Origin of the sequence: Paradevosia shaoguanensis (genome assembly GCF_016801025.1) — a bacterium.
Classification (GTDB): Bacteria; Pseudomonadota; Alphaproteobacteria; order Rhizobiales; family Devosiaceae; genus Paradevosia; species Paradevosia shaoguanensis.
On the sequence record NZ_CP068983.1, the window covers coordinates 3,609,808 to 3,631,404 of the forward strand.

16 protein-coding genes are annotated in these 21,597 nt (G+C 63.6%); 12 read left to right on the forward strand and 4 right to left on the reverse strand.

The window, feature by feature from the left end; translation table 11 throughout:
* Positions 1-73 precede the first annotated feature (73 nt).
* The 4 genes from JNE37_RS17655 to JNE37_RS17670 are packed head-to-tail and all read left to right on the forward strand — an operon-like array spanning position 74 to position 5,612.
* The gene (locus JNE37_RS17655; RefSeq protein WP_035034903.1) at positions 74-1,174 is read left to right on the forward strand and encodes an AI-2E family transporter; all 1,101 of its coding nucleotides are present in this window, start codon (positions 74-76) and stop codon (positions 1,172-1,174) included.
* A complete protein-coding gene (locus JNE37_RS17660; RefSeq protein ID WP_203064042.1) occupies positions 1,149-1,910 on the forward strand; it encodes a P-loop NTPase family protein in 762 nt (253 codons plus the stop codon). Before JNE37_RS17655 ends, JNE37_RS17660 begins: the two co-directional genes overlap by 26 nt.
* The gene (locus JNE37_RS17665; protein WP_035034905.1) at positions 1,903-4,074 is read left to right on the forward strand and encodes an RNA degradosome polyphosphate kinase; all 2,172 of its coding nucleotides are present in this window, start codon (positions 1,903-1,905) and stop codon (positions 4,072-4,074) included. Before JNE37_RS17660 ends, JNE37_RS17665 begins: the two co-directional genes overlap by 8 nt.
* A complete protein-coding gene (locus tag JNE37_RS17670) occupies positions 4,071-5,612 on the forward strand; it encodes a Ppx/GppA phosphatase family protein (RefSeq protein ID WP_203064043.1) in 1,542 nt (513 codons plus the stop codon). Before JNE37_RS17665 ends, JNE37_RS17670 begins: the two co-directional genes overlap by 4 nt.
* Here JNE37_RS17670 and rnd read toward each other — a convergent pair.
* A complete protein-coding gene (gene rnd, locus JNE37_RS17675) occupies positions 5,599-6,756 on the reverse strand; it encodes a ribonuclease D (RefSeq protein WP_035088761.1) in 1,158 nt (385 codons plus the stop codon). The two genes, JNE37_RS17670 and rnd, sit on opposite strands and share 14 nt — an antisense overlap.
* A gap of 190 nt (positions 6,757-6,946) precedes the next feature.
* Here rnd and aspS point away from each other — a divergent pair, with 190 nt between their 5' ends.
* The 3 genes from aspS to JNE37_RS17690 all read left to right on the forward strand — a co-directional run bounded on the left by aspS (position 6,947) and on the right by JNE37_RS17690 (position 12,813).
* Positions 6,947-8,728 (forward strand): aspartate--tRNA ligase, encoded by a 1,782-nt coding sequence (aspS, locus tag JNE37_RS17680; RefSeq protein ID WP_035034912.1) that lies wholly within the window; start codon positions 6,947-6,949, stop codon positions 8,726-8,728.
* Positions 8,729-8,850: 122 nt separating this feature from the next.
* Entirely contained in the window at positions 8,851-10,455 is a 1,605-nt protein-coding gene (locus JNE37_RS17685; protein WP_203064044.1) for an EAL domain-containing protein, read from the forward strand.
* A gap of 72 nt (positions 10,456-10,527) precedes the next feature.
* A complete protein-coding gene (locus JNE37_RS17690; RefSeq protein WP_281394917.1) occupies positions 10,528-12,813 on the forward strand; it encodes an NADP-dependent malic enzyme in 2,286 nt (761 codons plus the stop codon).
* Positions 12,814-13,079: 266 nt separating this feature from the next.
* Here JNE37_RS17690 and JNE37_RS17695 read toward each other — a convergent pair whose 3' ends face one another.
* Positions 13,080-14,555: an AMP nucleosidase gene (locus tag JNE37_RS17695; RefSeq protein ID WP_203064045.1), complete on the reverse strand. Its 1,476-nt coding sequence runs from the start codon at positions 14,553-14,555 to the stop codon at positions 13,080-13,082.
* A 398-nt stretch (positions 14,556-14,953) separates the two neighbouring features.
* Between JNE37_RS17695 and JNE37_RS17700 the strand changes: the two genes are divergently transcribed.
* On the forward strand, positions 14,954-16,336 hold the full coding sequence (locus JNE37_RS17700; RefSeq protein ID WP_203064046.1) for an FAD-containing oxidoreductase: 1,383 nt from the start codon (positions 14,954-14,956) through the stop codon (positions 16,334-16,336).
* Between the two features lies 1 nt (position 16,337).
* Here JNE37_RS17700 and JNE37_RS17705 read toward each other — a convergent pair whose 3' ends face one another.
* On the reverse strand, positions 16,338-16,979 hold the full coding sequence (locus tag JNE37_RS17705) for a sulfite oxidase-like oxidoreductase (RefSeq protein ID WP_035034921.1): 642 nt from the start codon (positions 16,977-16,979) through the stop codon (positions 16,338-16,340).
* 161 nt (positions 16,980-17,140) lie between these two features.
* On the opposite strand from JNE37_RS17705, the gene JNE37_RS17710 reads away from it, so the two are divergent.
* Complete coding sequence (locus tag JNE37_RS17710) at positions 17,141-17,881, forward strand: glycosyltransferase family 2 protein (protein ID WP_035088749.1); 741 nt, start codon at positions 17,141-17,143, stop codon at positions 17,879-17,881.
* Between the two features lie 7 nt (positions 17,882-17,888).
* Here JNE37_RS17710 and JNE37_RS17715 read toward each other — a convergent pair whose 3' ends face one another.
* Positions 17,889-18,524: a type VI secretion system-associated protein TagO gene (locus tag JNE37_RS17715; protein ID WP_035034927.1), complete on the reverse strand. Its 636-nt coding sequence runs from the start codon at positions 18,522-18,524 to the stop codon at positions 17,889-17,891.
* Between the two features lie 184 nt (positions 18,525-18,708).
* Here JNE37_RS17715 and JNE37_RS17720 point away from each other — a divergent pair, with 184 nt between their 5' ends.
* The 3 genes from JNE37_RS17720 (at position 18,709) to JNE37_RS17730 (ending at position 21,596) form a co-directional block, all read left to right on the forward strand.
* Entirely contained in the window at positions 18,709-19,248 is a 540-nt protein-coding gene (locus tag JNE37_RS17720; protein WP_246513351.1) for a DUF2076 domain-containing protein, read from the forward strand.
* Between the two features lie 96 nt (positions 19,249-19,344).
* Positions 19,345-20,355 carry an Ldh family oxidoreductase gene (locus tag JNE37_RS17725; protein WP_203064047.1) on the forward strand — a complete coding sequence of 337 codons (1,011 nt, stop codon included), beginning with the start codon at positions 19,345-19,347 and terminating at the stop codon, positions 20,353-20,355.
* Positions 20,352-21,596, forward strand: a complete 1,245-nt coding sequence (locus tag JNE37_RS17730) for an iron-containing alcohol dehydrogenase (RefSeq protein ID WP_203064048.1) — start codon at positions 20,352-20,354, stop codon at positions 21,594-21,596. The genes JNE37_RS17725 and JNE37_RS17730 overlap by 4 nt, the downstream gene beginning before the upstream one ends.
* Position 21,597 lies beyond the last annotated feature (1 nt).

Here is a 21,597-nt window from a genome sequence, read left to right on the forward strand (position 1 = left end):
TGAAATCGCCGGTCCCGGCCATTAACAGCGCTGATAAACGCTCCACCGATACGACGCAAGGGTTGCCCGATTTATGTCGCTGCGAAATCAGGTCCTCGTCTGGGTGGGTTTTCTCGTCATCCTGGCGCTCTCCATCTGGTTCTTCCGCGGCATCCTATTGCCGTTCGTGATTGGTCTTGCGCTGGCCTATCTTCTCAATCCGGTCGTCGGCCAGCTTGAGCGGCTGCGCCTCAACCGCGGATGGGCGACGGCGATCGTCCTCGTCGTCGTGCTCTCGGTCATCGGCTGGGGCATGTTCCTCCTGGTACCGCTGGTGGTGCAGCAGATCATCGGGCTGGGGCAGCGGTTGCCGGGCTACATCACCGATCTCCAGGCGCTCGCCAATCGTGCGGTGCCGGCGCTCAACGAATGGCTCGGGCCGGAGCGGACGCACCAGCTCGAAAACAGCCTCACGGAATGGTTCAACAGCCTCAACCTGCCGGGCATCACTGCCTGGATAACGGGGCAGATCTACCAGAGCAGCGCCTCGGTCATCGGCACGCTGGGCCTCGCCATCGTGGCGCCGGTCGTCGCCTTCTATCTGCTGCTCGACTGGGACGGCATGGTGCGTGGGCTCGATAACCTCCTGCCGCGCGCCTATCGCGAGGAAATCCAGGGCGTGCTGGCCGAGATCGACCGCTCCATGGCCGGCGTTATCCGCGGGCAAGGCAGCGTGGTGCTGATCCTCTGCGTCTACTACGCGACCGGCCTGACGCTGGGCGGGCTGAGTTTCGGCTTGGTGCTCGGGCTCATTACCGGGCTTTTGAGCTTTATTCCCTATGTCGGCTTCGTCATCGGCTTCGGGCTATCGGTCGGCATCGCGATCGTGCAGTTCTGGCCGGACTGGTTCCGCATCATCATCATCGGTATTGTCTTCGGCATGGGCCAGTTCCTCGAAGGCAATGTGCTGTATCCCAAGCTGGTGGGATCGAGCATCGGCATCAATCCGGTGTGGCTGATGCTCGCATTGCTGGCCTTCGCGCAGCTTTTCGGCTTCCTCGGCCTCCTGCTGGCCGTGCCGCTTTCGGCCATCGCGGCCGTGCTGCTGCGTTATGGCGTGCGCAAGTACAAGTCGAGCCTGCTCTATCTCGGTCACGAAAGGGGCGGCGGTGACAAGCCCGACGCGACCGCCTAAGGCGGGCGAGGGCGTTGCACCGGGCGGCCAGCTTGCGCTTGAACTCGGACATACGCCTTCGCATGCCGAAGCCGATTTTCTCGTGGGGGAGGGCAATGAGCTCGCCCTCGCGCATCTGCTTGCTTTTCCCAACTGGCCAGGGCCGCTGACGCTCATCATCGGGCCGGCCAGCGCGGGCAAATCACACCTGGCGCGTATCTGGGCCGATCGCACCGGCGCACGCGTTGCCGGCGCCGACGAGCTCGAGGATCTGTCCCGTCAGGGCGGCACGGCGCCGCTCGTCATCGAGGACGTGGACAGGGCCGGTTACGAAGAGGCGGCGCTGTTCCATCTCCTCAACCAATCCATGCGCGACCGACGCCCTTTGCTGATGACGGCGCGGGAGCCGGTTTCGGGCTGGCCCTATGTCACGGACGATGTAAAATCGCGTGCGCGGCTAGCCGCATCGTTTACCATCGAGGCGACCGACGACATTCAATTGTCACAGATTTTCGTGAAGTTGTTCGGTGATCGCCAGGTGGCGGTCGACCCCCGGATCATTTCCTATCTTGTGGCACGGATGGAGCGGGAGCCCGAGGAGGCCACGGCGCTGGCGGACCTTCTGGATCGCCTCGCGCTGGAGCGGGGCACCAGGATCACCCGAGCCCTAGCAGCCGAGGCCTTGGCGATACGCCGGGGGGAGAGCGGCCAGGCCGCCATGGATATCGAGCTGGAAAGCGACGACGAGGATGAATGAGATAACCGAGATTGCCGAAGCCGAGGGAGAGGTTCCCGATGCGAGCGAGCTGCGCAACAGCCCAGCCCGGTTCGTGAACCGAGAGGTTTCCTGGCTTCAGTTCAACATGCGCGTGCTCGAAGAGGCGGGCAATCTCAACCATCCGCTGCTCGAACGCCTGCGCTTCGTCTCGATCTCGGCCAACAATCTCGACGAGTTCTTCATGGTCCGCGTGGCGGGCCTAAAGGGGCAGCTCCGTGCCGGCCTAACCAAGCCGTCCGATGACGGCCTGACGCCCAAGGAACAGCTCGACGACATCATCACGCTCACCCAGCACCTGCAGCTTGAGCAGCAGGATTACTGGCAGTCGATCCGCGAGGAATTGTTCGCGACCAATGTCGTGATCCACGAGGCGGACGATCTCAGCCCCGATCAGCTGCGTTATCTCGAACGGCTGTTCCGCGAGGAAATCTTCCCGGTGCTGACGCCGATCGCCATCGATCCGGCGCACCCGTTCCCGTTCATTCCCAATCTCGGCTTTGCGCTCGCATTCCAACTCCAGCGGCCCAATTCGTCGCAGCAGCTGACGGCTCTGGTGCGTATTCCGGCCAATCTCGAACGCTTCATCACGCTGCCGGCGAGCCTCGTCTCGGAAGGACGGATCGAGGTCGTGGCGATCGAGACGGTGATCAAGATCTTCTTCCACAAGATGTTCCCGGGCTACGAAGTCATCGGCTCGGGTGCTTTCCGCGTCATCCGCGACAGCGAAATCGAAATCGACGACGAAGCGGCCGACCTGGTGGTGGAGTTCGAATCCGCCCTGCGCCAGCGCCGGCGCGGGCAGGTGATCCGCCTCGAAATCGAGAAGTCGGCTCCCATGGCTCTGCGCAAGCAGATCAGCGAGCAGATCCACGCTAGCCCGGAAGACATTTTCCAGGTCGAGGGTTTCCTCGGTCTCGCCGATGCCCGCAAGATCTGCGACATCGACCGGCCCGACCTCAAGTTCTCCGCTTACCACGCCCGTTTCCCGGAGCGCGTGCGCGACTATAACGGCGACGTCTTCGCGGCCGTCCGCCAGAAAGACATCCTCGTCCACCATCCATTCGAGAGCTTCGACGTCGTCGCGCAGTTCCTGATCCAGGCGGCGCGTGATCCGGACGTGGTGGCGATCAAGCAGACCCTCTATCGCACCTCATCGGACTCCCCGATCGTCAAGGCGCTGATCCTGGCGGCCGAGGCCGGCAAGTCGGTGACGGCTCTGGTCGAACTCAAGGCTCGGTTCGACGAAGAGGCCAATATCCGCTGGGCTCGCGACCTCGAACGGGCAGGGGCGCAGGTCGTCTTCGGCTTCATCGAGCTCAAGACCCACGCCAAGATGAGCCAGGTGGTTCGCCGCGAGCACGGCAAGCTGGTGTCCTATTGCCACCTCGGCACGGGCAATTACCACCCGATCACGGCCAAGATTTATACGGACCTGAGCTACTTTACCTGCAACCCCGCGATCACGCGGGACGTGGCGCGGGTCTTCAACTTCATCACCGGCTACGCCCGGCCAACCGAACTTGAAGTCATCGCTGCGTCGCCGGTCAACCTGCGTCAGACGCTGCTCGACAATATCACCCGCGAGGTCGAATTCGCGCGCAACGGGCAGCCGGCCACGATCTGGCTCAAGATGAACGCGCTGGTCGATCCGCAGATCATCGATGCGCTCTACGACGCGAGCCAGGCGGGCGTTAAGATCGAGCTCATCGTGCGTGGCATCTGCTGCCTGCGGCCGGGTATCCCGGGCTTCTCGGACAATATCCGGGTCAAGTCCGTGGTCGGCCGGTTCCTCGAACATTCGCGCATCTATTGCTTCGGCAACGGCGCACCGCTGCCGTCGCGGCAGGCCAAGGTCTACATGTCGTCGGCCGACCTCATGCAGCGCAATCTCGACTGGCGCGTCGAAGTCATGGTGCCGATTCTCAACAAGACCGTGCACAAGCAGATTGTTGACCGCATTCTGGTTGCGTATCTTCGCGACAACCAGCAGAGCTGGGAAGTGCTGCCAGATGGCAGTTCGCATCGTGTGCGGTTGCAGGAGGGGGACGAACCCTTCAACGCGCACGACTACTTCATGACCAACCCCAGCCTTTCCGGGCGGGGCAGTGCGATAGCGCATGACAGTGACGAGGGCGACGATTGAACCAATTCTGGGGCGTTGATGCCGACCCGACCGCACAAGGGCGAATCAAGGGAGCCCGGCCGGTCGCGGTTCTGGACATTGGCTCCAACTCGGTTCGACTCGTCGTCTACGAACGTCACGCACGCGCCCTGACTGCGCTCTACAACGAAAAATCCTCCTGCGCCCTCGGGCGCGGGATCGCCGTTACCGGCAAGCTCGCCGAAGAGAACATGACGCGGGCGCTCACGGCCATCCAGCGCTTCGCCCTCGTGGCCCGGCTGATGAAGGCGGGCACCGTCCACGTCCTCGCCACTTCCGCCGTCCGAGATGCAAGCAACCGCGCCGAGTTCGTCGCGGGTGTCGAGCGCATCATGGGCGTGCCCGTCCGCGTACTCAGCGGCGAGGAAGAGGCGCACTTCGCGGCCCTCGGCGTCGTGGCCGGCATCCCCTCGTTCCGTGGCGTGGTCGGTGATCTCGGCGGCGGCAGCCTCGAGCTGTCCAGCATCAGCAATGACGGCGTCGATCCGCATGGGGAGACGCACGAGCTGGGCGTCATCCGCCTTCAGGACGATAGCGGCGGCTCGCCTGCCAGGGCTGCGGCGCTGGTGCGTGCGCGCCTCAAGGATTCATCGCTCGTCAAATCGACGGCTTCGACCTTCTGCGCCATCGGCGGCACGTGGCGGTCGCTGGCCAAGGTCTACCAGGTCCAGCGGCGCTATCCGCTGCATATGGTGCAGCACTACACGGTCAAGGGACCGGACCTCGCCAAGCTCTGCGACGAGATCGTCGAGGCGGCGGAAACCAACAAGCCCTATCCGGGCATGGACACCACCAGCTCGTCCCGTCGCGACCTGATCCCCTTCGGTGCTGCGGTGCTCGGCGAAGTGGTCAAGGCAGGCAACTTCAAGAACGTGGTGTTCTCGGCGCTGGGCGTGCGCGAGGGCTACCTCTACGGGCTTCTCGATGCTGCCGAGCAGCAGGTCGACCCGTTGGTGCAGGCGGCAGAGGAAATCTCGGTGCTGCGCTCGCGCTCACCGCTTCATGCCCATGACCTCGTGGGTTTCACCGACAATTTCCTCTCGGCCATCGGCTTTGCCGAAACCGAGGAAGAGCGCCGGCTGCGGCGTGTTGCCTGCCTTATTTCCGATATCGGGTGGCGCGGCCATCCCGACTATCGCGGCGAGCAGAGCATCGACATGGTGGCTTATGGCTCCATGACCGGTGTCGATCATCCCGGCCGCGCCTTCCTCGCCGAAGTGCTGGCGGTTCGCTATATGGGCCTCAAGCAGAAGAGCGTCAGCCGTGCGATCCTGAGCCTGTCGGGTCCGGTCTACAGCACGCGTGCGCGCCTTATCGGTGCATTGTTCCGCGTGGCCTATCCGATGTCGGCTGCCATGCCGGGCGTCTTGCCGCGTACGAGCTTCGTGCTCGAAAACAATACGCTCGTGCTCAATCTCGCCAAGGACCTTGCCTTCCTTGCCGGTGAGCACCTGCAAGGCCGGCTGGACCAACTGGCGTCGGTCGCCGACCTCAAGGATGCGGTGATCAGGATTCCTTGATCGGAATCTCGACGATGCCCTTGCGCGTGGCCGCCAGGCCAACGCGACCGTGCTTGACCGCCAGTGCCTTCTCGCCGAAGAGCTTGCGCCGCCAGCCCTTGAGGGCAGGGACATCGGCCTGGTCATCGAGCACGATAGCGTCGATATCGTCGGAGGTGGCGATGATGCGCGTCGCCACGCCGTGCTCTTCGGAAACCGCTTTCAGCAGTACGCGCAGCAAATCGCCGACGGCGCCTTTGGGCGAGGGGCCGCGGTAGCGCTCCGGCATGGTCGGCAGCTCGGCCTTGGTCAGCGCCTCGACGCCCTTGAGCAGGTTCATGATCTCGCCGGCGGCATTGGAGCGCCCGAATCCGCGCGGCACCGCGCGCAGCTTCTCGAAATCCTCCGGCGTCAGCGGACGCTGCTGGGCCAGTTCATAGAGCGCGTCGTCCTTGAGGATGCGGCTGCGTGGCTGGTCCGAATCCTGTGCGCGCTTCTCGCGCCAGGCGGCCAGCACCTTGAGCGCCGCCAGGTCGCGCGGGCGGTTGATCTTGAGCTTGAGCCGCTCCCAGGCCACATCGGGCTGGATGACGTAGGTGTCGATGCTCTTGAGGACGGACATCTCGTCCTCAACCCAGGCGCCACGGCCGGTATCGATGATCTGCGTGCGCAGCGCCTTGTAGATGTCGCGAAGGTGGGTGACGTCCGCCAGCGCGTAGAGCTTCTGCTTCTCGCTCAGCGGCCGGGCTGACCAGTCCGTGAAGCGAGAGCTCTTGTCGAGGTCGACATTGGTGATCGAGCGCACGAGGTTGTCATAGGAGACGCTGTCGCCGAATCCGCAGACGCTCGCGGCGACCTGCGTGTCGAAGATGTTCTGCGGCACCTGGCCGGTGAGCTTGACGAAGATTTCGATGTCCTGGCGGGCGGCGTGGAAGACCTTCACCACCTCGGGATTGTTCATCAGCGCCAGGAAAGGGGTGAGGTCGAGGTCGGGAGCCAACGGGTCGATCAGGACTGCGTCGTCATCCGTTGCTGCCTGAATCAGGCACAGCTTCGGCCAGTAGGTCGTCTCGCGCAGAAATTCCGTATCGACCGTAACAAAATCATACCCCGCCGCCTTGGCACTGAACTCGGCCAAGACGGCAGTGGAGGTTATTAGATCCATTATTCGCCCACCAAACGTACTTAATGAATTCCTAACAGGTGCGGCCGGATCACTCCAGAACCGATTTGCCGCGTGCGCACAAACGTTCGTCTAAGGTAAATGGAAAGGGCCGCTTGCCTTGACAAAGTGGCCCACGCATGCGCTTTTCCCGGCGCAGATTCCGCCGGTTTTCCCGCAAGAGTTATCAAAGATGCACCGCTATCGTTCGCACACATGCGCAGCACTCACCGTCCAGGAGGTAGGGCAGACTGTCCGCCTTGCCGGCTGGGTCAATCGTATCCGCGATCATGGCGGGCTGCTGTTTATCGACCTTCGTGACCATTATGGCCTGACCCAGTGCGTCATCGATCCGGATTCTCCTGCTTTCGCCGTGGCCGAAACGCTGCGCGCCGAATGGGTTGTTCGTATCGACGGAGAAGTAAAACTCCGTACGCCCGAAACCGTCAATCCGAACCTGCCGACCGGCTCGGTGGAAATCTTCATCCGTGAGATCGAAGTGCTGGGCGCGGCCAAGGAACTGCCGCTGCCCGTGTTCGGCGAGCCCGACTATCCGGAAGACGTGCGCCTGCGCTATCGCTTCATCGATCTGCGCCGCGAAACGCTGCATTCCAACATCGTCAAGCGCACCAAGATCATCGCCGCGATGCGTCGCGAGATGAACGATGCCGGCTTTGCCGAATACTCGACGCCGATCCTGACCGCATCGTCGCCCGAGGGTGCGCGCGACTTCCTGGTGCCGAGCCGCATCCATCCGGGCAAGTTCTTCGCCCTGCCGCAGGCGCCGCAGCAGTATAAGCAGCTCCTGATGGTGGCTGGCTTCGATCGCTACTTCCAGATCGCGCCGTGCTTCCGCGACGAAGACCCGCGCGCCGACCGCCTGCCGGGCGAGTTCTATCAGCTCGACCTCGAAATGAGCTTCGTGACCCAGGAAGACGTCTGGAACACGATGACGCCGGTCATCACCAGCATCTTCGAGGAATTCGCCGAGGGCCGTCCTGTCACCAAGGAATGGCCGCGCATTCCCTATGACACCGCGATTCGCAAATACGGCTCGGACAAGCCGGACCTGCGCAACCCGATCGAGATGCAGGCCGTCACCGAGCACTTTGCCGGCTCGGGCTTCAAGGTCTTCGCCAACCTCATCGCTTCGGACCCCAAGACCGAAGTCTGGGCGATTCCGGCCCGCACCGGTGGCTCGCGCGCATTCTGCGACCGCATGAATGCCTGGGCGCAGGGGCAGGGGCAGCCGGGTCTCGGCTATATCTTCTGGCGCAAGGAAGGCGACGTCCTCGAGGGCGCCGGCCCGATTGCCAAGAATATCGGCCCCGAGCGCACCGAAGCCATCCGCACCCAGCTCGGCCTGGGCGATGGCGACGCCGCCTTCTTCGTGGCCGGCGACCCGGTCAAGTTCTACAAGTTTGCCGGTGAAGCCCGCACGCGTGCCGGCACCGAGCTCGGCCTCGTCGATACCGAACGCTTCGAGCTCTGCTGGATCGTCGATTTCCCGTTCTACGAGTGGAGCGAGGAAGAGAAGAAGCTCGACTTCGCGCACAATCCGTTCTCGATGCCGCAAGGCGGCCTTGATGCGCTGCAGAACGAAGACCCGCTCAAGATCAAGGCCTACCAGTACGACGCCGTCTGCAACGGCTTCGAAATCGCCTCCGGCTCGATCCGTAACCAGGAGCCCGAGACCATGGTCGCGGCCTTCGAGAAGGTGGGCCTGTCGCGCGAGGACGTGGAAGAGCGCTTCGGCGGTCTCTACCGCGCGTTCCAGTACGGCGCCCCGCCGCATGGTGGCGCCGCGTTCGGCATCGATCGTATCGTCATGCTCATCTGCGGCGCAGAGAACCTGCGCGAGATCACGCTGTTCCCGATGAACCAGCAGGCCGAAGACCTGCTGATGGGCGCTCCTTCGGTGGCTTCGCCCAAGCAGTTGCGCGAGCTGCACCTGCGTCTCAACGTCAAGGAATAGCCGGCTGCCAGTCGGCCGGAATCGTTCAAGAGGCGCCTTCGGGCGCCTCTTTTCGTTTAACGCCGCTTTAAGCGGGAATTGCTAGCGCTAGTAGCCGGTTATGTCCTCGGAACTCGCGCGACTTGAAATCCTGGTATTCCCATATTGTCGTGCTGCTTGCCGCCCTGATCGCCTTCGTGCCGGTCCTGGGTGTCGACTATCTCTTGGACAATTACGTGCGCGTCCGCGAGCAGGCGGCGCTGCAATCGGGCGTCGAGCACATCACCGAGAAGATCCAGGCCACGGCCAATGCCGGCATCGAGGGCCTGCGCCAGATCGTCAATGACAGCCCTTCGCTGTGCACGCCGACCTTTGTCGGCAACATCCTCAAGCAGATGGAGTCCAATCTCTATCTGCGGCAGGTCCTGGTCGAGAATGCCGACGGCGCCCAGTTCTGCGACGCCTTTGGCCGCGATGTGAAATATGTTCGCCTCTCGGACGATCTGGGCATGCCCGGTCGCTCCGAGACCATCGCCGTCGTTCGTCTCGCCGGCCTTGCCGTGCCGGCCCTCAAGATCACGCAGAACTACAGCAGCACCCGTCGCGTATCGGCCTTCGTGCCGGTCCTGCCTTATGCCCCTGAGGGCATTGCGGGCGACCTCGTGACCGGCAGCATGGCGCAGATTTCACTGACCAACGGCACGCTGGTTTCAACCGCCGGCGATCCGACCGCATACGAGCGCCGCACGAACGATGCCGATTTCATCAGCGCGCAGGCTTTTGCCGGCGAGCTGCCGGTGAGGATCGATGCTGCCGTGCCTTTCGCCTTGGTGCGTGCGACGTATTCGGATCTCGACATCAGCTTTACCGTCATCGCCGCGGCGATGAGCGGGGCGTTCCTGCTGCTCATGCTGCAATATGTCCGCCGCTCGCAATTGCCTGCCTTTGACCTTGAGCGCGCCATCCAGGCCGGCGAGATCAAGCCCTATTACCAGCCCATCGTGAACCTCTCGACCGGCAAGATCGCCGGTTGCGAAGTGCTCTGCCGCTGGGAGAAGAGGTCCGGCCAGATCGTGCCGCCGGGCTCATTCATCGATTATGCCGAGGTTACGGGCCTCGCCGTACCTATGACGCTCAGCCTCATGCAGCAGGTGAGGGCGGATATGTCCGACCTTGCCCGCGAAATTCCCGACCTTAAGATCTCGATCAACCTCTTCGAGGGGCATTTCCGGGATTCGACGATCGTGGAAGATGTGCAAGCGATCTTCGGGGATTCGCCGATCGGCTTCCGCCAGCTCTGCTTCGAAATCACCGAGCGCCGTCCGATCGGCAATTCCGCGGCGGCCAACAGCGTCATCGCTGGCCTCCATGCCCTCGGCTGCAAGCTGGCGATGGACGATGTGGGCACCGGTCATTCCAACCTCGCCTACATGCAGACGCTGGGCGTCGACGTCATCAAGATCGATCGCGTTTTCGTCGACATGGTCGATGCCGAGACGACGACCGTGCCGGTTCTCGACGGCCTCATTGCCATGGCGCGCGACCTGGGCACCGAGGTCGTGGCCGAGGGCGTGGAGACGCAGGAGCAGGCGATCTACCTGCGCAATCACGGCGTGCTGATGGCCCAGGGCTTCCTCTTCGCGCCCGCTTTGCGCGTCGCCCAGTTCCGCGAATTGGCGCGTGGGCTCAACGTGCCGTCCAAGGGCAAGGCGCAGGCCGACGGAAAGCTTCGCACGGCTGCCGCCTAAGGCGGATTTCAGCCTTTCATTTGTCGCCGTTTAATGGCAGGACAGCCCCACCAGAATAGCAGGGGGGCCAGCATGTCTTCCGACATGACCGAGCAGAAAAAAGCGCTACGTGAAGCGGCTTTGCACTTCCACGAATTTCCAAAGCCCGGCAAGCTCGAAATCCAGCCGACCAAGCCGCTTGGCAACCAGCGAGATCTCGCGCTGGCCTACTCCCCCGGCGTGGCTGCTCCCTGCGAAGAAATCGCCGCCGATCCTGATGCGGTGACCCGCTATACCTCGCGCGGCAACCTCGTGGCCGTGATCTCCAACGGCACCGCCGTGCTCGGCCTCGGAGCCATCGGCGCGTTGGCTTCCAAGCCGGTGATGGAGGGCAAGGCCGTCCTCTTCAAGAAGTTTGCCGGCATCGACGTCTTCGACATCGAGATCGACGAGCTCAATCCCAAGAAATTCATCGAAGTCGTTGCTCCGCTGGAGCCGACCTTCGGCGGCATCAACCTTGAGGACATCAAGGCTCCCGACTGCTTCGAGATCGAGGAAGCGCTACGCGCGCGCATGAAGATTCCGGTCTTCCATGACGACCAGCATGGCACCGCCATCATCGTCGGCGCCGCGGTTCTCAATGGCCTCGAACTTGCCGGCAAGAAGATCGAGGACGTCAAGATCTGCACGTCCGGCGCCGGTGCTGCCGCTATTGCCTGCCTCAACCTGCTGCTGGCGCTTGGCGCCAAGGTCGAGAATATCTGGGTCGGCGACAAGGATGGCCTCGTCACCGACAAGCGCACAGACGTGCTCGACAAGTGGCGCAGCAAGTTCGCGCAGAAGACCGATGCCACCACGCTCGCCGAAGTGATCGATGGCGCCGACATCTTCCTTGGCCTCTCTGCCGCCGGCGCGCTGACGCCCGCGATGCTTTCGCGCATGGGGCCCAAGCCGCTGGTCATGGCGCTGGCCAATCCCAATCCCGAGATCATGCCGGAACTGGCCAAGGAAACACGGCCAGACGCCATGGTCTGCACCGGGCGCTCGGACTACCCGAACCAGGTCAACAACGTCCTCTGCTTCCCCTTCATCTTCCGTGGTGCGCTCGACGTGGGCGCCACCGCGATCAACGAAGAGATGAAGCTGGCGGCCGTTCGCGCCATCGCCAAGCTGGCCCATGAGCCGGGCCTTGAAAGCTCGCCCTCGGGCACGCCGGCCATCTACGGGCCGGACCACATCATCCCCAATCCATTCGATCAGCGACTGATCCTGCGCATCGCGCCCGCCGTGGCCCGCGCCGCCATGGAATCGGGTGTCGCCAAGCGGCCGATCGAGGATTTCGTCGCCTATCACGACAGCCTCAATCGCTTCGTCTTCCGCTCCGGTCTCGTGATGAAGCCGATCATCGATCGCGCTCATGGCCAGAACAAGCGCATCGCCTTTGCCGACGGTGAAGACGAGCGCGTGCTACGCGCCGCCCAGGTGCTGCTCGAAGAGCAGATCGCCCGTCCGATCCTCATCGGCCGTCCGAGCGTCATCGAGGCGCGCATTGCACGCTTCGGCCTGTCGCTCGATCTCTCGCGCGACCTCGAAGTCATCAACCCCGAGGACGATCCGCGCTATCGCGACTACGTGGCGCTGTTCCACTCGCTCGTCGGCCGCAACGGCGTGACGCCGGACACGGCGCGCACCATCGTTCGCACCAACACCACCGTCATCGGTGCGCTAGCGGTCAAGCGCGGGGAGGCGGATGCGCTGCTCTGCGGGTTGCAGGGGCGCTATATCAAGCACGTGCGCGATATCCGCTCGATCATCGGGCTTCAAGATGGGGTCAAGGACGTCTCTGCGCTCTCGATGCTCATCATGCCGCGCGGCGCGTTCTTCCTGGCCGACACCTATGTCAACCAGGACCCGACGACCGACGAGATCGTGGCCATCGCCCTCCAGGCCCGCGATCACCTGCGTCGCTTCAACATCGAGGCAAAGGTCGCGCTGTTGAGCTATTCCAACTTCGGCTCGCGCGACGGCGACAGCGCCTTCAAGATGCGCGACGCCTACCAGAAGCTGCGTGCCATCGCGCCTGACCTTATCGCTGAAGGCGAAATGCAGGGTGATCTGGCGCTCAATGAGTCGCTGCGCGAGCGCTACATTCCGGAAACTGCGCTCAAGGGCGAAGCCAATCTCCTGATCTTCCCGAACCTGGATTCTGCGAATCTTTCCATGACCTTGCTCAAGGAAATGAACAACGCACTTGCAGTCGGCCCGATCCTGATGGGCACCCGCGCCCCGGCGCATATCCTGGCGCCGTCGGTGACGAGCCGCGGGATCGTCAACATGGCGTCGATTGCTGCGACGGAAGCGATCTCGGCGGAGTTGTAGGGTTCACTTGGATGGAATGAAGAGGGGGCTGCGGCCCCCTTTTTCTATTTGGGCCGATCGGCTCGTGGCCTTCGCCACGAAACACGCCCACCACTGCACTTCCCCGACTTGATCCGGGGCCTATTGCACCGCTCCGCCCGAGTGGAGGTATCCGTGGGCCCCGGCTCTGCGGCCGGGGAAGTGCGGTGGTTGGGAAAGCGCGGTGGCCCGGAAAAGCGCGGCGGTGGAGAAAGTGCGTTGGGGGAACCCACCCGATGCAGCCGCCCCTACTGGAACGCCGTCTCCGCAAAGCTCCGCAGCTTGCGCGAATGCAACCGCTCCGGCGGCTGGTCGCGGAGGATTTCCATGGCGCGCAGCCCGATCAGCAGGTGCTGGCTGACCTGTGTGCGGTAGAAATCGGAAGCCATCCCCGGCAGCTTCAGCTCGCCATGCAGCGGCTTGTCGGATACGCAGAGCAGCGTGCCGTAGGGCACCCTGAACCGGAAGCCGTTGGCAGCGATGGTTGCGCTTTCCATATCCAGCGCGACGGCGCGCGACTGGCTGAGACGCTTGACGATTTCGCGCTGGTCCAGGAGTTCCCAGTTGCGGTTGTCGAAGCTCGCGACGGTGCCCGTGCGCATGATGCGCTTGGTTTCGAGCCCTTCGAGCTTGGTGATCTCGGCCACCGCCTGTTCCAGCGAGACCTGGATTTCGGCCAGCGCCGGCACCGGCACGGTCAGCGGCAGGTCGGCGTCGAGCACGTGGTCTTCGCGCACATAGGCATGGGCGAGCACGTAGTCGCCTAGTTCCTGCGAATTGCGCAGGCCGGCGCAGTGGCCGAGCATGATCCAGGCATGCGGGCGCAGCACGGCTATGTGGTCGGTGATGGTCTTGGCGTTCGAGGGGCCCACGCCGATATTGACCATCGTGATGCCGCGGCCGCGCTCGGCCACGAGGTGGTAGGCGGGCATCTGCGGCACACGGGTGGTCGGCGCGCCTTCCGTGCCGCCGCCATGGCGCACGTTGCGCGTTACTGCGTTCCCGGGCTCGACGAACGCGTCGTAATAGTCGTGCCCGCTCGACATGTGATCGCGGGCGATGCGGCAGAACTCATCGATATAGAACTGGTAGTTCGTGAAGATGATGAAGTTCTGGAAATGCTCGGCGTCGGTGCCGGTATAGTGCGTCAGGCGGTGCAGCGAATAGTCGATGCGCGGCGCCGTGAAGGCTGAAAGCGGGTAGGGGCCGCCCTGCGGCGGCACGAAGGTACCGTTGGCGATCTCGTCGTCAGCGTGGGCCAGGTCGGGCGCATCGAAGATGTCGCGCAGCGGAATGCCAAGCGCGTTGAGCGCCTCGCCATCGACGCGCTCTGTCGGCTTCACGGCGAAATGCAGCGGAATCGGGGTGGCCGATTCGCCCACGTCGATGGTTCCGCCATGATTCTTGAGGATCACCGTGAACTGTTCGATGAGATACTGCTTGAAGAGGTCCGGGGCCGTGATCGTGGTGCGATAGACGCCGGGCGTATGCAGGTAGCCATAGGGCAGCGTGGAATCGGTCTTGCCGTAGCTGGTCGAGGTCACCTGCACGGAGGGGTAATAGGCCCGCACCTTGCCGGCCGGGACGACGCCGCGCGCCAGGGCATCCAGGTGCTGGCGGATGAAGCCCGTGTTTCGCGTATAGATTTCATCGATATAGGCCCAGGCGGCCTGCGGGTCGGTGAAGCCCTGCAGGGGCATCGGGTCGGGACTGATCGTGGGCATTGTTCGCTCTCTTCGCGGAACCTTTTGAGGCAACGCTCTAGCTCAAAGGCATGACAGCTTCATCGCAATTGGGCAACTGCGGAGGGGGTGTTAACGGCGGGTTCACCTTTGAGTGAAGGGGACTTTTTCCGCCGCAAACGCCCCCCATCTAGGTAGGCAGTTCACTGGACCCTGCAAGCGACCCATGCACCGGTGAGCGAGAGAGGCGCGAACGCCGCTGTCCCCCAAGCCCTCAACAGTGCGGCGGGCACGTTTCTCCAAGACCCCGATCATCAGAGATGGTGATCGGGGTCTTTCATTTCTGGTTGGACGATGCTCCCGCGCGCCGGGGCTGCCTGCTTGGGTGAGCCGAAAAGGCCTGATAGGCTCGCCGGCGAAATCCGGAGGGAGATCCGTCCATGGCCGAGAACGTCGATGCAATCGTAATCGGAGGCGGTCAGGCAGGGCCCTTCCTCGCGGTTCGCCTGGCTCAGGCGGGAATGAAAACCGTCATCATCGAGCGCAGCCATATGGGCGGCACCTGCGTCAATAACGGCTGCATGCCGACCAAGACCATGGTTGCCAGCGCCCGGGTCGCGCACATGGCCCGCCGCGCCGCCGAATACGGCGTCGAACTCGCTGGCGAGGTGCGCGTCGACATGAAGGTGGTCAAGGCGCGCAAGGATAGGATTGTCGAGGCTTCCTCGACTGGCCTCGTCAAATGGATCGAGGGGACGGAGAACCTGGAACTCATCTGGGGCACGGCGCGCTTTACAGGCCCCAGGGAGATCGAGGTCGGTGGCCGCGTGTTCTCTGCACCGAGGATTTTCCTCAATACGGGCGGCAGCCCGGTCGTGCCGGATTGGTCCGGGCTGGCAGAGGTTTCCTACCTCACCAATGAATCCATCATGGACCTTGATGTGCTACCGGATCACCTCATCATCGTGGGCGGCAGTTATATCGGGCTCGAATTCGCTCAGATGTTCCGTCGCTTCGGCTCGCGCGTCACAGTGGTCGAGCACGGCGAGCGGCTGATCTCGCGCGAAGACCCTGACGTTTCCGACACCATCCGCGAAATCCTGGAAGGCGAGGGGATCGCCATCCATCTCAATTCTCGCGACATCTCGGTAGCGCCGATGGATGGTGGTGGCGTCAAGCTCAACGCCAATGTCGGCGGCGTCAGCATGACCGCAGAAGGCTCGCATCTATTGCTGGCCATCGGGCGGACGCCCAATGTCGAGGCGTTGAACCTGGGGGTGACAGATGTCGTCGTCACCGAGCGCGGCTATATCAAGGTCGATGACCAGCTCCGTACCAATGTCGAGGGTATCTGGGCGATGGGCGACGTTACCGGGCATGGCGCCTTCACCCATACCTCCTACAACGACTTCGAGATCGTCGCCGCCAATCTCCTCGACAACGACCCGCGCCGGGTCAGCGATCGTATCGATACCTACGCTCTCTTCATCGACCCGCCGCTTGGCCGCGTCGGGATGAGCGAGGCCGATATTCGCAAGAGCGGGCGCAAGGCGCTGGTCGGCCTCATGCCCATGACGCGCGTCGGCCGCGCCAAGGAGAAGGGCGAGACGCAGGGCTTCATGAAGGTCTTCGTCGATGCCGAGAGCGAACTCTTTCTGGGCGCCGCCTTCCTCTGCACCGAGGGCGACGAGATCGTTCACGTCATTCTCGATGCCATGGCCGGCAAGGTGCCCTACACCGTCCTCAAGCGGGCCATGCATATCCACCCAACGGTCAGCGAACTCATTCCCACCATGCTGCAGGAACTCAAGCCGCTCGAATAGCTCAGGAATAGCGTTCTTCAAGCCAGGGATCGGCGTGGTTGTGATAGCCACGCACTTCCCAGAAGCCCAACTGATCCTCTGATGCAAAGTCGATGCGCCGGATCCACTTGGCGCTCTTCCAGAAATAAAGATGCGGTACGACCACCCGTACCGGGCCGCCATGCTCGAGCGTGAGCGGTTCGCCCTGCCAGGAATGGACCAGCATGGCGTCCGGGCTGGCAAAATCGGACAGCGCCATATTGGTCGTGTAGCCATCATTGCTCGTGAAGAGCACGAAAGTCGCTTCGGGGCGCGGCTGCGCCATTTCGATGAGGTGGTGGGTCGAGATGCCTTCCCAAAGGTTGTCGTAGCGCGACCAGGTTGTGACGCAGTGGATGTCGGTGGTCTTCTCCACCTGCGGCTGCGCCGCGAACGTTGCCCAGTCCCAGGAGAAGGGGTTGTCGACTACGCCGCCCACGTCGAGCCGCCAGCGTTCGCGCGGCACGTTCGGCGTCTGGCCGAGGTCGAGCACCGGCCAGTTGTTGACGAGGTGCTGGCCGGGCGGCAGGCGCTCGGTTTCGGGGCGACTGGTATGGCCGGTGAGGAACTTGCCGGATTGGGCCCAGAGCTGCTTGGTGCGGGTAAGCTTGGTGTCGTCAGCCATGTCGGGCTCCTTTGAGCGCGATTATCACCTGTTCCGGACCGTTTTCACCACAAATATGAACGAGAAATGAAGGCGATCCCAACGACATGTTTGCTTCCGAGCCCGGGCATGTGTCATTGGAAGCGGCGCCGCACGGCTTTTGGACGCGGCTGGAGGTTGTTTTGGCGAAGCTGGCTTTTGTGATCCCCGCCTATAACGAGCAGGCCCTGATCGGCCAGTGCGTGGAATCCGTGCTCAAGGAAGTCAAGCGCTCGGGCGCCGATGTCGAAATCGTCGTCGTCAACAATGCCTCGACCGATCGCACCAAGGAAATCGCGCAGAGCTATGAAGGCGTGACGGTGGTCGATGAGACCAAGAAGGGCCTTGTCCACGCCCGCCATGCGGGCTTTGAGGCGACGACCGCCGAGCTTGTCGCCAATATCGACTCCGACACCATGGTCCCCGAGGGCTGGATCACCACCGTTCTCACCGAATTCGAGCGCAATCCCAAGCTCGTGGCGCTGAGCGGACCCTATATCTACTACGATCTGTCGGCCTGGAACCGCTTCCTTGTCCGGCTCTTCTACTACGTGTCGTATTTCGTCTATCTCATCGCCAAGCTCTTCCGCGTCGGCGCCATGATCCAGGGCGGCAATTTCGTGCTCAAGCGCGCGGCCTGGCTGCAGGCCGGTGGTTTCGACACCTCCATCGCCTTCTACGGCGAGGATACCGACGTTGCCGTGCGCATGAGCAAGGTCGGTCCGGTCAAGTGGACCTTCCGTCTGCCGATGCTCACGTCCGGCCGCCGCCTCGAAAAGGAAGGCGTTGTCCGCACCGGCGCGACCTATGTGCTGAATTTCTTCTGGGTCACGTTCGTCGGGCGTCCGAAGACCAAGGAATACACGGACATTCGTCCGCACTAATTCCCCACTACCAGCCGCAGGCCTCGCGGATGGGCGTGATCGCCTTGGTCAGCCCCGCCAGGTCGAACTCGGCCGAGAATTTGGGTCCGGAGCTCGGCGTTGCCGAGACCTTGACCTTGTTGGCCGCCATGAGCTGCTTGATCACGGGGATGGATTTGTTCCCCGAGAGGCTCATCTGGCTGTCATAGCCGCCCACATCGTATTTCTCGGCCTTGCTGCCGTCATAGCTGGCTTCCAGCACGCGCCCTTCGCTGCTCATGTAGCGGCCGGGAAACCAGAAGCTGATGCTGGTATTGGCGCCCGCGCAACTGATCGTCAGCTTGGCTGACTGGTCGCTGTCGGTCATCGGTTCGGGCGAGATATTGGTCAGCGTCATGAAGACGCCCTTGCCGGTGGGCGAGGGGGCGGTGGTGAGCGGCCAGCCTTCGACGAGCTGCTCATCGAGCGTTACCACCTTGGCCGGTGGTGGTGCGGAAGGATCGACGCCCGGCACGCCGGTGCGGAACACCAGATCGTAGCAGAGCAGGCGCTTGGCCTCGTCGTCGATCCGGGCGCAGCTTTGGCCTGTGGCCGCCGGCTGGGCCAGGGCAGGGGCCGCGGCGAATACCGGAATGAGTGCCAGAAGGGCTAAAGTCCTCGTCAATGCAATGCCCCCGATTGGTCGCGCCCCGCGCTTGTAGCGCGGAAGCGAGCTTCCCCTAAGCGCCAAATTAGTCCGATTTTGTGACCGGCGTCTGCTGCCATGACCGGAACATTCGGTCGCGGCGGGTATTGTTGCCTGGCCTATTGGTCCCCATGTGAGGGGAGTTCTCAAGGAGGATCGCACGATGTTGAGCAGGGAAGACCGCAACGCCATCGAGGGCCTTTTCGACAGGCTCGCCCGCGTGGAGCGCGAAGGCGCACACCGCGATCCGGAGGCCGAGGCCCTGATCCGCCAGGAAATTGCTCGAGCCCCGAACTCGGCCTACTACATGGCCCAGACCATTGTGGTCCAGGAACAGGCGCTCGAAGCGGCCGAGCGTCGCATCGAGGACTTGCAGCGCCAGCTTGGCGGCCATCTCCAGCCGCAGCGCCGTAACCCATGGGATCGCAGCCAGGACGATTACACCGACCGTCGCCAGCAGCAGGGCGGTTTGGGTGGCGGTGGCGGCGGGTTTCTCGCAGGTGCGGCCCAGACGGCGCTTGGCGTTGCCGGCGGCGTGCTCCTCGGCAACATGATCGGTGGACTCTTCTCGTCCACCCCGGCGCAGGCCGAAGAATTCGATCCGGGCCAGGATCAGCAGGACCAGAATCTCGATGCCGGCCAGGACGATGGCGGCAACGACGACGACATGTTCGGCGGCTTCGACACCGGCGGAGATTTCTGACGCCGCTCAGAGGGGCCGCCGTTCGTCCCCCTCATAACCCCAGTTGACTCCTCCCGCCGATCCGCGTTCGCTCGCAAGAGGTTGGAGTGATCGCATATGACGCTGGTTCCGGTATCCGAGGCGCGTGCCAAGGCTGAAGAGGCCTTGCTGAAAGCCGGCGCGGACCCAGACAATGCTGCCCTCCAGGCCGATCTCCTCATCGAGGCCGAGTTGCGCGGCGTTCCTTCGCACGGTCTGCTACGGCTCGAACGCCTTATCCGCCGCATCGGCAACGGCGCCATCGACCCGCGCACCAGGGGCCGGCACGATTGGCGCGGCGACGGCCTCCTTCACGTCGATGGCCAGAATGGACTCGGCCCCGTCGTCGCCCGCGCTGCGCTCGACGCCATATCCGAGCGCGCACGCCGCCTCGGTGTCGCGGCCGCTGCGATTGTCGGCAGCAATCACATCGGCATGCTGTCCTATTACGTCGAGACCATTGCCACCCAAGGGCAGGTGGCTATCGCGCTCACCACCAGCGAGGCGCTGGTGCATCCTTATGGCGGCCGCACGGCGCTCCTTGGCACCAACCCGATCGCCATCGGTGTGCCCACGAGCAATGGCCCCTTCGTCATCGATCTGGCGACCAGCCTTGTCTCCATGGGCGAGATCCATGACCGCGCCCATCGCGGCCAGCCGATACCCGAGGGCTGGGCGCTCGATGCGGAGGGCGAGCCCACTACCGATCCGGAAAAGGCCAAGCATGGCGCCATCGCGCCCTTTGGCGGCGCCAAGGGCTATGCGCTCGGCCTCGCCTTCGAGCTCATGGTGTCCTCGCTCGCCGGCGCTGCTCTCGGGCGCGATGTGCGCGGCACGCTGGACGACACGGCCTTCTGCAACAAGGGCGACCTCTTCATCGTTATCGAGGGCAATAGCGGACAGGGGGAGGCGCTTTCGCGCTATCTCGACCTGATCCGCCAGACCCCGCCCGAGGCGGGCTACGAACGCGTGCTCATTCCCAATGAACGCGCACTGGCGCAGCGGGCGGAAAGGCTCGAAACGGGCTTGCCAATCGCCGATGCAGTCTGGAACGCTGTGCTCAAGCTAAGCGAGGAGGGAAAGCCATGAGCCTGTTTGCTGCGGCCCGGGCGCCGCGTCATGTGGTTTTCGGTCGAGGACAGCGCGCCGCTGTAGCCGGTTATGCCCGCGACCTGGGCAATCGCGCGCTGATCTGCACGGATGAACGCCTTGGCGGGAGCCGCGAGTTGGCCGAGCTGGTCGACTCCCTGGCAGTCGCCGGCATCGAGAGCGTCGTTTTCGATCGCACCCTCCCGGAAGTGCCGCTTTCCTCCATCGACCGCTGCGTTGAGGCCGGCCGTGCCTTCGGTCCGGACATGGTGATCGGCCTGGGCGGCGGCAGTTGCCTCGATATCGCCAAGGCCGCCTCGCTCATGCTCGCCCATGGCGGCTCGATCCGCGATTACTACGGCGAGTTCAAGGTGCCCGGGCCGGTGCTGCCCATCATCGCCATTCCCACTACGGCCGGAACCGGATCGGAGGCGACGCCGGTGGCCGTGGTGGCCGATACCGAACGCACTCTCAAGGTCGGCATCGCCAGCCCTCATCTCATCCCGCATGTCGCCATCTGCGACCCCGAACTCACCTATTCGGCACCCTCCGGCCTCGCGGCCGTCGCTGGTGCCGATGCGATGGTCCACGCCATCGAGGCCTATACCGCTATCCGGCGCGATCCCGTGCCGGGCATCACGCAGGAGCATGTCTTCCTCGGCAAGAATGCCATCAGCGACAGCTACGCGCTTCTCGCCATCGCCCATCTCGGCCAGAGCCTCGAGCGCGCCGTCAAGGATGCCACCGACCACGAAGCCCGCGATGGCGTGATGTTCGGTGCACTGGCCGCCGGCATGGCCTTCGGCGTTGCGGGGTGCTCGGCCGCCCATGCCATCCAATATCCTGTCGGCGCCTCGACACACACGACTCACGGGGCGGGCGTTGCGTGCCTCTTGCCCTATGCGATGGAATACAATCTCCCCGCCGCCACGCCGGAAATGGCGCGTGTCGCCGATGCCCTCGGCCTGCCGCCCACGGAAGGCGGACAGGTCGAGCGCGCATACGCCGCTATCGACGCGATCGCGCGCCTCTTCGGCGTCATCGGCATCCCCAAGAGCCTGCGTCTTCTGGGGCTACGCGAGGACAAGCTGGGTTGGGTCGCCGAGCAGTCCCTGGGCGCAACGCGGCTGGTCAAGAACAACCCGCGCCTGCTCGATCTCGAGGCGATGACCACCATCGTCGGCACTGCTTTCTCCGGCGACCGTCTTGGCCTGCGCCGCCAGATCGCGCTGGAGGCCTGAC

Excerpts from the sequence above, each read along its gene's own strand:
- JNE37_RS17655 (WP_035034903.1), top strand. The coding sequence starts at position 74 with ATGTCGCTGCGAAATCAGGTCCTCGTCTGGGTGGGTTTTCTCGTCATC.
- JNE37_RS17665 (WP_035034905.1), top strand. The coding sequence starts at position 1,903 with ATGAATGAGATAACCGAGATTGCCGAAGCCGAGGGAGAGGTTCCCGAT.
- rnd (WP_035088761.1), bottom strand. The coding sequence starts at position 6,756 with ATGGATCTAATAACCTCCACTGCCGTCTTGGCCGAGTTCAGTGCCAAG.
- aspS (WP_035034912.1), top strand. The coding sequence starts at position 6,947 with ATGCACCGCTATCGTTCGCACACATGCGCAGCACTCACCGTCCAGGAG.
- JNE37_RS17690 (WP_281394917.1), top strand. The coding sequence starts at position 10,528 with ATGTCTTCCGACATGACCGAGCAGAAAAAAGCGCTACGTGAAGCGGCT.
- JNE37_RS17695 (WP_203064045.1), bottom strand. The coding sequence starts at position 14,555 with ATGCCCACGATCAGTCCCGACCCGATGCCCCTGCAGGGCTTCACCGAC.
- JNE37_RS17700 (WP_203064046.1), top strand. The coding sequence starts at position 14,954 with ATGGCCGAGAACGTCGATGCAATCGTAATCGGAGGCGGTCAGGCAGGG.
- JNE37_RS17705 (WP_035034921.1), bottom strand. The coding sequence starts at position 16,979 with ATGGCTGACGACACCAAGCTTACCCGCACCAAGCAGCTCTGGGCCCAA.
- JNE37_RS17720 (WP_246513351.1), top strand. The coding sequence starts at position 18,709 with ATGTTGAGCAGGGAAGACCGCAACGCCATCGAGGGCCTTTTCGACAGG.
- JNE37_RS17725 (WP_203064047.1), top strand. The coding sequence starts at position 19,345 with ATGACGCTGGTTCCGGTATCCGAGGCGCGTGCCAAGGCTGAAGAGGCC.
- JNE37_RS17730 (WP_203064048.1), top strand. The coding sequence starts at position 20,352 with ATGAGCCTGTTTGCTGCGGCCCGGGCGCCGCGTCATGTGGTTTTCGGT.